Below are 13,910 nucleotides of genomic sequence, written 5' to 3'. Positions count from 1 at the left end.
TGTTGACTCCCATCTTCTATTATTCTATTCTTCTGAGTTTTCCTTTTTAAATTTCATACTTGCCCAAGTTAGCTGTTCATCGCTTTCACTTTTACCCTCATCTACTTCATTGATTGCTGCAACATCGCCCAAAGTCATCTGCTTGACTTTTGCAACATCACCTTGACTAACTGCTTCGCTTAATTCACGTTTCAAACGAGCATTTTTAATCGCATCTTCTGGAGAACGGGAACTCGTATTAAAACATTTTTCTAAGGTTTCGTATATTCCCACGCGACGAGTCTTTTTGCGATACTGGCGTTCTGTGTCTAACAATTTCGCCATGAGTTCCAAGTGCATCGCGTCACCTTCACAGATTTCTTCTAATACTATCCACTCATCACGACCTAATAAGCTAAGGTCAGCGCCAGGACGGGGGTCTTGAAATTCTTCACCAGTCACTTCTTGATAAATCCGGGGTAAGCTATCATCAAATTCGTGTCTTTCTTCTAGCCAAATGCGGCGAATTTCGCTCATCTCTTCTAGAGTAATTAGGGTGATGTCGCGCATATTTTCTGGCGCTGTTTGACGAATTTGTCTTTCAACTGTAAGCAGTTGTCTTAGCCAATCCTCCCGCGCTTCTTTAATAAATGGGCCAGGAATAGGTTCAATAGATGTCCCATCTTCTAAGTTACGTTCATAAAGTTGAACACCACCATTTCTACGTCGAAAATCTCTTTTATCACGGGTTTCTTCAGAATCCAATTCTTTACGGAAATCAAGTAAAGGTTGCATCCACTCTTTCTCTTCGTCATTTTGAATCATCGCCGCCAGTGATTTATCTTGACTAACGAGTGTGCAAACCCAGCAACCAAAACGAGAGCTACCACAACTAGGGGTAGATGTATCGACTACTAAAGGACATTCATTATCAGCAGAAGCGCCTCGATACATGGTAAATAAATCTTTATTGCTGTACCCCCAAGGGTTTTCCCACTGCATGAGATAAATCCAGACTTCATCATTTTGCCAGTCTTCAATAGGGCTATAAACCAAAGAATTTGGCAAGTTCATATTAGGACTGAGGCGATCGCGTACCCGTTGGGCTTCCAATTTTCTCATTCGGCTAGCACGTTTTGTACTTTCAGCTTTGCGAGTCCCCAACACAACGATCGCTTCTCCACTCGCTCGAATCACATCACGAATAAAGCGGTTAGAGGGATTAATTTTGAGGCGTTCTGTACACCAACGAAATTTTCCTTTGGGTGCTGGATAGCCTTTACCAATCAAACCTACCCAAAATGTCTCTTTAAACTCTGGCTGTAGCAAATGGGGTACAAATGGTAATCCTTGGGTTTGGGCTTCAGATTTCATCTGTTTTAGAGAATTGCGTACCCAAGCAGCAACAATAGGATTTTCTACCAGTGTGTCTGTGGTGATTACGTAGATTGTTTTAGTTCGCTTTTCGTCGGGGAGTGCGGCGATCGCATTCCACACAAGCTGCAAAATCGCGGTGCTGTCTTTTCCCCCTGAGTAACCCACAACCCAAGGTATTTCATCTAAGCAATACAATTCTTGAATTTCAGTAGTGAGAGCTTGGATATCTGCCACTAAATCTGCTACAGTATTCCCTTGCTGAACTTGATTTTCTGGTTGTTGTGCTGTAGTCATTTCTCCTGATCTCTGGAAACACTGGCATAATATCTGGGAAAATAGGGCGAATAGAATTCGCGGCTACACATCCAAAACCCACTGATCTGGGTTAAAGAAAAGTTTTTAAAAACTTTACTACTAATATCCAATTTTTTGGATAATTAAACCAAATAATACTATTCTGTTTTTAAAATTTAACATGAAAGATAGTGCATCTGACCCAACTGCTGACATCGCTAGAGAATACCTGGAACGAGAAAATAAAGAAAAGCAGGTACTAGCTTTACTCCTAGAGAAGTTTTTAGGGAGAAAAGATCAGATTCTTGTTCAAAAAACCGAGATGGGTGGTACTGAGGCTTATGTTAGCTCTGTTACATTGGAATGGTTTGCAGGTCGGGTTCACTTTGCCTCTGGCTTACCTTTGTTTCAGAAAAAGTACAATCCTGAAACTGATAATGTCGAGATTGACGCAGATAGTATTGATGAAATTCAGCAACGTCCCCTTGATTGGTCACGTCAAGCACCGCTAGTCCAGTATTTAGCGGCTAGAGATAATCATAAGTTTCCGCCAGTGCTGGTAGTAATTAATCAACCGTGGGTGGATAATCCCAAAGCTGCTGAGTGGGATAGCGAAGGACGCGCCACAAAGTCTACGACTGATTTTATACCCTTAGATAAAGACGGTAAGGTAGGTCTGCTAAATATTTCTGAGGATGATGTAACTATTTATGCACTAGATGGACAACATCGACTGATGGGTGTTCAAGGGTTGATGGAGTTAATCAAAACTCGTAAACTCCAGCGCTATAAAAAAGATAAAGGTGCTGATGATAGTTTTATTACAGTCAATGATTTGATAGAAAAGTACCAAGTAGACCTTGCTTATTTGCAAAATTTACCCAAGGAAAAAATTGGTATTGAGTTCATCTGTGCGGTAGCGGCTGGGGAAACTCGCACCCAGGCGAGGCGGAGGGTAAGATCGATTTTTGTTCATGTCAACCTGATGGCTGCACCGTTGACTAAAGGGCAACTAACCCAGTTGAATGAGGATGATGGTTTTGCGATCGTTGCTAGAAAAATTGCAGTTACACATCCACTATTAGAACAACGACAAGAACGCAATCCCCGCGTCAATTGGAATAGTGCAACAGTGGCTTCCAATTCTACAGTTTTAACGACATTGCAAGCTCTGCAAGATATGTCTGAACGATATTTGGGTCAAAAGTTCCCCCATTGGAAACCCTTGGAGAAAGGTCTAATTCCCATGCGTCCAGAGGATGAAGAACTTGAGCAGGGGATTCAGGAATTTAGCAAGCTATTTGATAATTTGGCTAGTCTTTCCAGTTATAAAATTTTAGAACACGAGGATACACCAGGTTTACGGCGCTTCAGCTTTGAGAAAGATGGAGGTGAAGGAAATATGCTTTTCCGTCCGGTTGCTCAAGTTGCATTAGCGCAAGCTTTGGGAATTTTGGTATTTAAAAAAGGTTTTTCCCTAGCAGATATTTTTAAGAAGCTGCGGAAGTTCGACCAGCAAGGCGGCTTTAGTGGTATGGAATATCCCCAATCTCTCTGGTATGGGGTTTTGTATGACCCAAATAAAAAGCGGGTGCAGGTTGCTGGACGAGATTTAGCGGCGAAGTTATTGGTTTACATCCTGGGTGGAGTTCAGGAACAGATGGAACGTGCTGAACTTCGTAAGGCTTTAGCGGATGCTAGGACTGTGGAAGATAAAACTATAAGTTTTGATGGCGAGTTTGTTGAACCGAAAGCGGTAGGACTTCCACATATCCTGAACTAGCCAAGTTAGTATGAATTTTTCAGTGTGGTTTTTACCGATGCTACAGCCTATAAGGGTTGCATATCATGTTTGCTAACATCTACTACTAATTTATATTAGGTATTGATATGGTTCAACCAGTTGAGGATGCTAATAATAACATTTCTCCTCAGATGAAAGCTCAGTTTAGCTCCTTTATTGAGCCATTTTTCTCACGATATCATCGCGATCGCTGCTATCCAGGACTTATTTTTAGGCAGGGAAAGCGCACTATGCTGCAAATTAATGTACCAGCGAGTGACTTTTCTGGTCTTCTCCAAGCCAAACCATCCACCGGAAATGATCCTGATTCTGGCAAAAACCGCCCAGAGGTTAAAGGTCATGCTGATGAAATTAAAAAATATATTGTTGACCGTTCCCGAAAAGAAAAACCCTGGATTGTAGGAACTTTGACTGCTAATGTCGCTCCAAAGGACATAACAATTCTTGAACTTAGTAGGGGTATTTGTCTAGTTGTTATTCGTCGTGGAGTAAAGTTAGATATAACTGATGGGCAACATCGTAAACGTGCCATTCACGAATTGATAGAAAGTCCTGAAAGCCATTTAATTAGTGATGATGATTTTGCAATTACTCTAGTTTTAGAAGGTGACTTTCAACAGTGTCAGGCAGATTTCAGAGATATGGCTCAAACAAAACAACTAGATAAATCATTATTATTATCATTTGGTGAATTCTCTGGTAGAGTTGGCATTACTAAAGAATTAATAAAACGAGTACCAATGTTTTTGGATAAGACAGAGAAGATTAAATCAAGTCCTGCAACTAAACAAAGGCTGATCTACACAACTAATTTTATCGCTAGGTTTGTAAGTTGCGTTTTTACTAACGATCCAAGTAATCAGCTTCGAGATTATGATGTTTATCAAGCATCTGATGCTTTGGTTATTTGTCTTAATAGATTTTTCTCAGAATGTAGTAACACTGAGTATATTGCTGATACAACTGTTGAAGAACTAACAGTAGATGAAGTAGCAGCATTTAAAGAAGACTGTATTCTAGGTGTAAGCGTAGGACTGGAAGTTTTAGGGCGTTTATTGCATTACATATACGATCCAGAAAACAATTATTTTAATGAAGAAAAAGTTTTACAACTAGCACAAATAGATTGGTCGAGAGAAAACCAACTTTGGAAGGATAATGTAGTTAGAATAGATTCCAAACCTAAAAACCCGGATAAACCTTATAAGTTATCTACTGCTGCAAATGCTGTAACAGATGCAGTCAAGATAGTAAAAATACGGCTGGAATGGATATAAATAATTATTTATAAGGATTGCCTAAAAATCAAGAGAGGAATTTGGTAAGATCAAATTCCTCGTCTTGTTGCTCTATATTCGTTCGCTCATAATTGAGAAATAATAAAATTCGCTCTGCATAATCTACTGAGCCACGCAACTCATTTTGCAAAATTTCCAATCCACCATTAGCGTATTCTTCAAATATATAATTGCGTTGTCTTTCATATTCCTCTTCATTAAGAGATAGTGTTTTTATATCTTTAGTTTCATTAATTGCTAATAATTTTATTACAATATCATTTCCCATTGAGGCAAAATATTCTATCCTGATTGGCGATGGTTCCCTTTTAGAAATCTCTCCTAAAGCCACCCGTTTTTTATGCTTTGCACCCAAAGCTGCTGCAAATACAATCACATCAGCAAAAGTATTAAAAGGCCCTGTTCCACCATCTGAAGATGTTAAACCTTTTACCAACTCAGCTTTATCTTTAGCAACCCTGATTCTGCCAGTTTCAGCCATGATATTAATATTTACATTGTTGCCATCTTAACCGACAGCCAAAAGCGATCGCTACGTTTACGCAATTGAAAATGTATGATTTTATGCTAGTATGTGGGCGATCCCTAAACAAACAAATTATCCGCTCACATATTCACCCTCTTCTCTTCTCTCCGCGTCCTCTGCGCCTCTGCGGTTCGTTTCTCCAAAACTTATATTGCAAACTGAACATCCTCATAAACTAAAGAAATAGGAAAGTGGAAATCAACGCTAGTTAAATGAACCTCATCCCCTGCTTCATAAGGATGTAACTCCCACAGTCCTCTCTCATTTAACCGAAAACAATCTAAACCAATTTTTTCAGCATCGATGAGGATGTATTCTTGCAAAGTCTGAATACGACGATACCGGGTAAATTTTTTACCTCGGTCGTAAGCTTCCGTGCTTGGGGACAGAACTTCAACAATTAAACAAGGATATTGGAGAAATTGAATAGCTTGTTTATCCCGTTCATCGCAACTCACCATAACATCGGGATAATGAAAAGGCCCCTTCTCCGATACTCCTACTTTCGCATCCGCCATGAAAGGAAGACACCCACTCCCCCTGAGATGACTTTTTAACGCTGAAGCTAAGTTTAAAGCAATAGTTGTATGGGGAAGAGTACCCCCAGTCATGGCGAAAACTTCACCATCAATATATTCATATTTAATTTCTTGGCGTTCTTCCCATTCCAGATATTCCTGGGGGGACATATAGTTTCTGTCTGGACTCGCAACCATAACCTTATTCCTTCTCAAAAGCCACTTTTCTCAACTGTAACTAAAATCAGACTTACGCACAGGTAACGGAAAATCAAACCACAGAGGCACAGAAACACGGATGAATAAGATTTTGAGAGGTATTTTGCATCAGTCCTGTAAAAAATCTTTGCGCCTATGTTTTTTACGACAGATGTGGTTCAAAGACATCAAAACTGCTGTAATTACCTATCCCGTTCAATTTCCATAATTTCTGTATACTCAAACTCATTCGGACTTTGTTTCACCAAAGGATATCTTTCCCCACCCAACTTAATATAATCTTGTTCGCAATCCGGCTTAGAAGAATAATATGTAAGCACATATTCTCTACCAATTCTTTGTGTCATCTCTGCTTCAACTTCACCCCGCCATTGAGTCTTAGTCACTAAAACTATTAATTGATTCGCTAATTGGGGAATTGTCTTCGCAATGTGCCGCCGCGAATTCTCATCCAAACTACCAAAGGGCGAATCCATGACAATTGGGAAAGTACTACTATCGGGAATCATCATCATTTTACGCTTTTCACTCCATTCCCTTACTTTGTCAATGATGCTGGCAATAAAGGATAAACTAAGAATCTGATTTTCCCCGGTAGAAGCTGCAACTGGCGCTTCCACACCTGTAGTATTTTCTACTAATGTCAGTTCATATTTATCGCTAATTTTAGGGATATATGGAGTAACTGAAATCTCAGTGAATATCTCTTGTACTCGCTTTTCTAATTGCAGACGAAATTGTTGTTCTTGACGATTTCTAACTTCCGTTAACCGTTCGATTGCATCTTGAGTGGCGTTAATCCGTCGTTGTGCTAAGGTTTGCTTATCTTCATTCAGCTTTTGCTTGGCGATTTGTTTGTTTAAACCTTCAATCTCAGTTGTAAGTTGAGCAATTTGCTGCTGATTTGCACCCTGTTCTCGATTTAATTCATCAATTTTACTTTCAATTTCATCTAATCTTTTTTGTAAACTGCTAATTTCTTCATTAGCATCTTTTCGCAAGCGTTCTTGAATATTGTCTAAATCGCCTTCAATTTGAGATATACTTTGCCTTAATTGATTAATCCTAGTTTGTTCTCTATCAATTTCTTCCCAAAAGCCTATTGCTTGCTTATCAATTTCATCTACTTGTGCGCTCATCCGAATTGCAGTTTCTTCTACCGCCGAAGAACCAGCTTTATTTAACCAAGTACTCACATGAGTATGAGAATGATTACCTTCGTGCAACTCTGCACCACAAATACAGCGTTGAGAATTGAGTAAATCATTGACAAATTCCCGCGAAATTCCTGATGTTAACTCGCCGCGCTGCTTTAAATCGTTGATAATTTCTCGGAACTGTGCTGTAGTATCTGATAGTAAAACGGTATAACCCCGCCCAGAGATAACTTTTTTCAGCGCTTCCTTGGTTTTTTTATATTCTTCTTGATTTGTCGCTTTCTGCGATTCTAAATCCTGCCATCTTTCTTGCAATTCCTTAGCAGCACTCAATTCTCGCAAACGGTTACTCGTCTCTTTTTTAAAAGTTTGTTGATATTCTAACTCTTCTTTAATTTCCGTTTGCCGTTTGGTAATGCGTTCACGTTCTCGTTCTATCTTTTCTTGCTGTCGTAATAGCTGTTTAGTTTCAGAATCACCAATAGCTTTTAACTCATTTTCTAGAGTTTTTTTAGCATCTCCTAAATGTCTGATGGAACGGTTGATTACTTCCACACCCAAAAAGATTTTTGTAGCTTCAGCAATTTCAGCTTTTTTATCAGAACGAACGATTTCTTCAATTCGTTCGCCGTCAAAGAAAAAATATTGATGTAAAGTAGCGGGTAAAATTTGATTAATTATATCGTCAGGTTGCTGAATTGGTATATTCCATTTGCCATCATCCGCACCAACCCACATCGTTAATTGAGTTTTACCTGCGTCAAAATCACCTTCGTTTTTATAACCCCGACAGGCACGTTTCACTCGATAGCGCTTACCTTCATGTTCCCAGCCAATCTCTACCCAACATTCTACAGCTTGACCTTTTTGAGTTTCTGCGATCGCACGCTTATTAACTAACTGCTCTATCGATGCGAACGCTGCACTAAATTTATCATACAATACCCACGTAAAGGCATTTAGTAAACTGGTTTTACCAGAGCCATTATTGCCATGAATAATCGTTGTATTCTGAGCCTCTCCCCCAGCGATAATCATCTCTGGTGTCATACCATAAAAGGAGCGAAAGTTGCATAGCTTGATTGAAGTCAGCTTCATCGCACTTCTTCCTTAATAATGTCCAAAATATTATCATTTATATGGCTGTTAATCTTCTTATCTATCCTGCCTTTTTCCAGCTTCCATACCCGCTCAATAATTTGCCGCACTTCCGGCGGTGCGCTGGTTATTGGCTCCTGTACATCGTCGATATTCGCCTCTTGTGACATCTTCAGTGTAGAAATATAGTTTTTCTATATTTTAACTTTCTCTAGTACTGCATTTACCTCCGTAAAGCCACTGTTAGCGTTATCTTTAATTTTGCCAAAACTATTTTTTCAAATTTATAATTTTCTTTGAAAAAAGACTTTATTATTGAATTGTCTTCTGCTATTATTAATATTAACAATTTAGACCCTAATTGGATGTAAGCAAAATTTTTAAAGCAAATTATATCCCATTATAATCTAACTCATAATTTTATTATTTCATACTTAATGCTTCTTTTTTCAAAACTCGAAAAATTTTACAATTGCTCATCAAATATCTAATAAACCATAGCGCTTTTGTAAATCAAGTAACTTCATTCTTGCTTCCCCTGCGTTATCAGCTAAATCAGCGAACTCTACAAAGCGACGCAATTCCTTTTTTAACAGATTGCGCTCAACTTCTATAGTTTCTCTATCTAAATCTGGTGGTAAAACAATCATGTCAAATATAGTGGCGCGTTCCTTAGCTGGATGAGGACGTAAAACTCGCCCCCGTCGCTGGATAAATTGGCGAGGATTACCAGAACTTGATAAAATCACCGCAGTTTGAATTGCTGGAATATCAACACCTTCATCTAAACAACGAATTGCAACTAAACCTTGCAACTCTCCACTTTCAAATTGATGACGTAATATTTCCCTTTCTTGTAAAGTTGTTTGGGCTGTATAGGTGCTTACCTTATACCCTAAATCCACACCTAGAATTTTAGCAACAGCTTTAAGTTGGCGTAGAGATGAACGTTGTCCCGCATCTTGGGAACCATCACTACAATAAAAAAGAGTGTGAGTAGTTTCGCGGCGAGTAATCATTAAATCCCGCAAAGCATTTAATTTATTTTCCGCCGCCCCAATTAACCTTGCCCTTTGCATCAACAACGGCTTTAAATCTTCATTATCTTCAAAGTTTCCTGATTCTCCATTTCCTCGTTCTCTATATAGTAGCGATCGCCCAATTCTTTTAGTTAACTTTAAATAGGCAATACTTTCTGCTTCAGTTAACTCCACCAACACCGGATAATAGAGATAATGTACCAAAGCACCTTGAGCGATCGCATCCCTCAAAGTAAACTCTGGCTGGAGAACTGGGCCAAAATAATCAAATAGTGATTGTGTCCCAAAATCATCAAAATACCTCTCCGGTGTGGCAGATAAAGCCAGTCTCAACCCAACACTACGCGGTAAACTTTCTTCTAACTTGGGTGCGCCTAAATTATGCGCCTCATCCCCAATAATTAAAGTTTTGGCGGGAAAATATTTGAGTTGAGACTGAAACCCATCTCCAATTAAAGTGGAGTTTGTAGTAATCACAGTAACAAACCGTTGAGAACCAGAACGCAGATTATAAATTTGGGTAGAAAGTTGACTTTGCCAAGTGCGTAAATTCTCAAAAGCTAAAATTGGTTGCAAATTGAATTTTTCGCATTCTCGCGCCCATTGGGTAACGAGATGGCGGTAGGGACACACCACCACCAGAACTTGTAAATTAATCTGCTGATATAATTCACAAGCGATCGCTAATGCAGTAATTGTTTTACCACTACCAGTAGCCATTTTCAGCGTCCCTCTACCATTGTTGGTAAACCAGCTAGCGATCGCTTGGCGCTGATATTGCCGCAATTGCAGAGACACAGGCATTCTTGGGCATCCTGGTAATGGTTGCGTGTAATAACTGCCCTTACTTTCCCTTGCAATTGGTAATTTCAATCGGAAAGTGGGCAGTTGCTGCACTGAATTTTTCGTCAGGTACATAAGTTAAGCACAAAGGTGGTCATGAACCCTAATAATTGGGCATTGGGCATTAGTATTTATTTTTCCCAGTTCCCAGTCCCGATTACTCAGTTGTAACCACGCCAAACACCAATGAGAGAACCTTGCACCTGTACTTGCATAGCATTGACTTCAATGGGATTGTACTTAGGATTTGCTGGTTTGAGGGTAACGCGATCGCCTTGGCGATAAAAACGTTTTAATGTTGTACCAAATCCATCAACTCTGGCGGCGACGATGGTGCCATTTTTTAAATGATTTGGTTCTGCTACTGGACGCAGAAATACCACATCGCCATCAGTAATTAAATCTTCAATCATGCTATCGCCAGCTACCCGCAAAGCATAGGTTTGGGGAGGTAAATCGAAATTAGAAAAGTCTAAATGATCTACAGCATCAGTAAACGGTTCTATTAAACCACCAGCCGCGATCGTGCCCAAAATTGGTACACCTTGTTTAACAGGACGCAAAATCCGAATTGTTCGCGCTTGTCCTTCAGTCCATTCTATATATCCCTTGGTGCGTAAATGTTCTAAACGACTTTGAATTGGTGCTGGTGACTTCAGGTTCATCGCTTGCATCATTTGCCGAATAGAAGGCGAATGCTGGTGCGTTCTGATGTATTCCGCTAACCATTCGTAAAGTTCTTGTTGGGCTTCTGTTAGACGTTCCATAAATTTGCGGGAAGTAATTATAAATGTCTCTAGAACATTAGTACTACAAAAAACTCCCTATAACAAGAGAAAAGTAAAAATATAAAAGGCAAAAGCAAAATTATTTTCTTCTCTTTTGCCTTTTGACAAATAAGAATATAACAGGGTACAGGTTACAGGTTAGAGGTTACAAGGAAGAAAACTATACCCTATCCCCTGTGCCCTATTCCCTTACTCTGCCCCTAAAAGACTTGCAAGTAAAGCTTTTTGAGCGTGGAGACGATTTTCTGCCTGTTCCCAAACTCGTGATTGAGAACCTTCAATAACTGCCTCGGTAATTTCTTCACCGCGATGGGCTGGTAAGCAGTGTAAAACAATTGCTTCTGGTTCAGCAAGGCTCAATAGCTGCTCGGAAATTTGGTAAGGCTGGAAAATTGGCATCCGATTATCAGCTTCTGCCTCTTGCCCCATACTCGCCCAAACATCAGTGTAAAGTACAGCAGCTCCCTTAGCAGCTAATTCTGGATCGTGAGTCAGGAGGACTTCCGTTTTGTGATTAGCGATCGCTCTTGCTTGTTCTACAATCTGAGAATCTGGCTCATATCCCGTAGGAGTAGCAATTCTGACATTCATCCCTACCAAAGCACAGCCCAACATCAGAGAATTAGCCACATTATTCCCATCACCCACGTAGGTTAAAGTCAACCCAGTTAGAGTACCAAAGCTTTCTTGAATCGTCAATAAATCAGCTAATACCTGACAAGGATGTTCTGCATCGGTAAGTGCGTTAATCACTGGAATGTTGGCGTAGTGAGCAAAAGTTTCCAAATCTTGCTGGGCAAAAGTGCGAATTGCCAAAATATCTAGATATCGATCTAACACCCGCGCCGTATCCTGCAAAGGTTCGCCACGACTAACTTGAGTGACATTAGGGTTGAGATCGATTACCTGTCCACCAAGTTGGTACATCGCTACTGTAAAACTTACCCGTGTACGAGTTGAAGCTTTGGAGAACAACAACCCCAAAACTTTATTACACTGCAACTTCAACTGCTGTGATTTAAGTTGAGTTGCCAATTGCAGGAGTTGTTGAAGTTCCGTAGAACTGATGTCCGCTAGACTTAATAAATCTCGTCCGAGCAATGCTGCCATGCTTGTAATCTGTAAAAAATAATTATATATTTCTGTTCCTTTATTCAGCTGTGCCAAGAAAATATAGTTTTATAACTGACTAGATATTTTTGGGTTCAGCCCAGGATTTGAGTTAGCTTTTGCTATAAATTGCTATAAATATTGATTTATCAACCTTATCAGTGATTCAGAATCCCTGATTGTTTCTGGTTCATCACAATGGCAACGCCAGAAAAACCATCTAGGCGTACAAAAGCAGCGATATTGCTAAAATTTCTGGTCTTTTAGCCTAATTTGATGATGAAGCAGATATTTTTTAGAATTTACAGCTAGACAAATAAATGGATTATGGTACAATAATAAATCGTGGTTGCTAATTAAAAGCAATCGTCAGACTTGCCAGCATAGCACAGTGGTAGTGCATCCGACTTGTAATCGGAAGGTCGCGAGTTCAAATCCCGCTGCTGGCTTTAACGCAAAACCCCAGGTTTGAGGGGTTTTTGCTTTTTTGGTAATGCTGTACAGTGACTAATTATCTGTCGGCGGCGACAAATTGTTGTCGCCGAGGACAAATTAATGTCACTTAAACTAGTTAAGCCTTTTTAGAGAATTAGTGACTAATTAAATGTCATCTAATATATAATTCATCACTCCCGTAGGCTTTAATGTATATGATATCAAGCCAGCAGCGGGATTTGCTTTCAACCCTCTTAACTCTTGGGAATAAATTATAACATCAGACAGAATAAGGCAATTTCATTTCAACGCTCCCATCCCTGGAAGAAGGGTTGCGACTTTTTCTCTTTTCTCTTGCCAATTAGGGGTATAACTTTCAACCCTCCCATCCCTGGAAGAAGGGTTGCGACATTTCGATCGTGGCGCTGGTATTGTGGGTAGTCCAGTCTTTCAACCCTCCCATCCCTGGAAGAAGGGTTGCGACAAGTTGCGTTATGTACCATAATCGAGCTTGATTCACTTTCAACCCTCCCATCCCTGGAAGAAGGGTTGCGACTTGTACTCAATAAGAGTATCAGTGCTATATGTTTCCTTTCAACCCTCCCATCCCTGGAAGAAGGGTTGAGACTTCGTTTGTTGATGGCGATCGCAATCCGTTGGCTTTCAACCCTCCCATCCCTGGAAGAAGGGTTGCGACTACTATCGCGTCTTATACCCCCAATTGGCAAGAACTTTCAACCCTCCCATCCCTGGAAGAAGGGTTGCGGCAGTGCCTAAAAATATCAGTTTCATTGGATATAGGAATTTTGGCTCTCTGCTTATAGCTCCCAAGATCAGCGCCAAAATCACATTGGGTGAAAAATTTTTCATAACCGAGGGTGAACGCTCTTTCTCAAACAAAAACACCACTGTGTCGAGTGGTGTTTTAAGTGAATATGGACAGATGATGAGCATATCAGGATCGACTAGGTTGGTAAATCCTGTGGTTTAATCTCCCAATCTTCTTTCTTGATTCTCTCGGTTGCAAGCCGTGCCAGCTTTTCTGCAACTTTTCTAAAAGTTCCTTTGTTCCTGTAACTAGGAGATGGCTCAATTTGCGCGTGAGATGGATTGTCGTCTGTTGGTCTTGGACAGACATCAATTTTGTAATCAAAAACTGGGTTGCCTTTTGGATCGTTTTGAGAAACATTTATCATCCGAACTTCGCCAGCAATTAAACTCACGACACCATCATCTGGGTTTTTCTGCGTACATTGCGGGTCATTACCACAAAGCTTTGCTCTATCAACTGAAGGAGCTTGACTTCTATCCGTAAATGCTTGTGAGGTAAGTTCTAATCCAGATTCCCCAATGCGGTAATATTTGTCTAATCCACAAAAAATGCACCGATACAATAGCTCATCATCTGTAACCACATCGCTCAC

Annotated in this window: 11 protein-coding genes, 1 tRNA gene and 1 CRISPR repeat array; of the genes, 3 read left to right on the top strand and 9 right to left on the bottom strand. The window is 40.0% G+C overall.

The window, feature by feature from the left end; all coding sequences use genetic code 11:
- Window positions 1-24: 24 nt before the first annotated feature.
- The gene (gene dndC, locus V7K44_RS14810; RefSeq protein WP_334932609.1) at window positions 25-1,650 is read right to left on the bottom strand and encodes a DNA phosphorothioation system sulfurtransferase DndC; all 1,626 of its coding nucleotides are present in this window, start codon (window positions 1,648-1,650) and stop codon (window positions 25-27) included.
- A gap of 181 nt (window positions 1,651-1,831) precedes the next feature.
- Between dndC and V7K44_RS14805 the strand changes: the two genes are divergently transcribed.
- Together V7K44_RS14805 and V7K44_RS14800 are read left to right on the top strand one after the other, a co-directional pair.
- Window positions 1,832-3,433, top strand: a complete 1,602-nt coding sequence (locus V7K44_RS14805; RefSeq protein ID WP_334932607.1) for a DGQHR domain-containing protein — start codon at window positions 1,832-1,834, stop codon at window positions 3,431-3,433.
- Window positions 3,434-3,540: 107 nt separating this feature from the next.
- Entirely contained in the window at window positions 3,541-4,731 is a 1,191-nt protein-coding gene (locus V7K44_RS14800) for a DNA sulfur modification protein DndB (RefSeq protein WP_334932605.1), read from the top strand.
- A gap of 28 nt (window positions 4,732-4,759) precedes the next feature.
- Here V7K44_RS14800 and V7K44_RS14795 read toward each other — a convergent pair whose 3' ends face one another.
- From V7K44_RS14795 to argF, 7 genes are all read right to left on the bottom strand, one after another.
- Window positions 4,760-5,233, bottom strand: a complete 474-nt coding sequence (locus V7K44_RS14795; protein WP_334932603.1) for a DNA phosphorothioation-associated protein 4 — start codon at window positions 5,231-5,233, stop codon at window positions 4,760-4,762.
- 191 nt (window positions 5,234-5,424) lie between these two features.
- The gene (locus V7K44_RS14790) at window positions 5,425-5,994 is read right to left on the bottom strand and encodes a Uma2 family endonuclease (RefSeq protein ID WP_334932601.1); all 570 of its coding nucleotides are present in this window, start codon (window positions 5,992-5,994) and stop codon (window positions 5,425-5,427) included.
- A 203-nt stretch (window positions 5,995-6,197) separates the two neighbouring features.
- The gene (locus V7K44_RS14785; protein ID WP_334932599.1) at window positions 6,198-8,270 is read right to left on the bottom strand and encodes an AAA family ATPase; all 2,073 of its coding nucleotides are present in this window, start codon (window positions 8,268-8,270) and stop codon (window positions 6,198-6,200) included.
- Window positions 8,267-8,440 (bottom strand): hypothetical protein, encoded by a 174-nt coding sequence (locus V7K44_RS14780; protein ID WP_334932597.1) that lies wholly within the window; start codon window positions 8,438-8,440, stop codon window positions 8,267-8,269. Before V7K44_RS14780 ends, V7K44_RS14785 begins: the two co-directional genes overlap by 4 nt.
- Before the next feature lie 309 nt (window positions 8,441-8,749).
- Window positions 8,750-10,228 carry a DNA phosphorothioation system restriction enzyme gene (locus V7K44_RS14775; protein WP_334932595.1) on the bottom strand — a complete coding sequence of 493 codons (1,479 nt, stop codon included), beginning with the start codon at window positions 10,226-10,228 and terminating at the stop codon, window positions 8,750-8,752.
- Window positions 10,229-10,314: 86 nt separating this feature from the next.
- Entirely contained in the window at window positions 10,315-10,920 is a 606-nt protein-coding gene (gene lexA, locus V7K44_RS14770) for a transcriptional repressor LexA (protein WP_334932593.1), read from the bottom strand.
- 210 nt (window positions 10,921-11,130) lie between these two features.
- Window positions 11,131-12,051, bottom strand: a complete 921-nt coding sequence (gene argF, locus V7K44_RS14765) for an ornithine carbamoyltransferase (RefSeq protein ID WP_334932591.1) — start codon at window positions 12,049-12,051, stop codon at window positions 11,131-11,133.
- A 377-nt stretch (window positions 12,052-12,428) separates the two neighbouring features.
- On the opposite strand from argF, the gene V7K44_RS14760 reads away from it, so the two are divergent.
- Window positions 12,429-12,500 (top strand) — tRNA-Thr (locus tag V7K44_RS14760).
- Between the two features lie 288 nt (window positions 12,501-12,788).
- A CRISPR array of direct repeats spans window positions 12,789-13,250; the repeat unit is 33 nt; unit sequence CTTTCAACCCTCCCATCCCTGGAAGAAGGGTTG.
- 201 nt (window positions 13,251-13,451) lie between these two features.
- Here V7K44_RS14760 and V7K44_RS14755 read toward each other — a convergent pair.
- On the bottom strand, window positions 13,452-13,910 hold the full coding sequence (locus tag V7K44_RS14755) for a hypothetical protein (RefSeq protein ID WP_334932589.1): 459 nt from the start codon (window positions 13,908-13,910) through the stop codon (window positions 13,452-13,454).

The organism is Nostoc sp. (genome assembly GCF_036917235.1).
Classification (GTDB): Bacteria; Cyanobacteriota; Cyanobacteriia; order Cyanobacteriales; family Nostocaceae; genus Nostoc.
The sequence above is the reverse complement of the archived record's forward strand: the minus strand, read 5'-3'. Positions and strand labels throughout refer to the sequence as shown.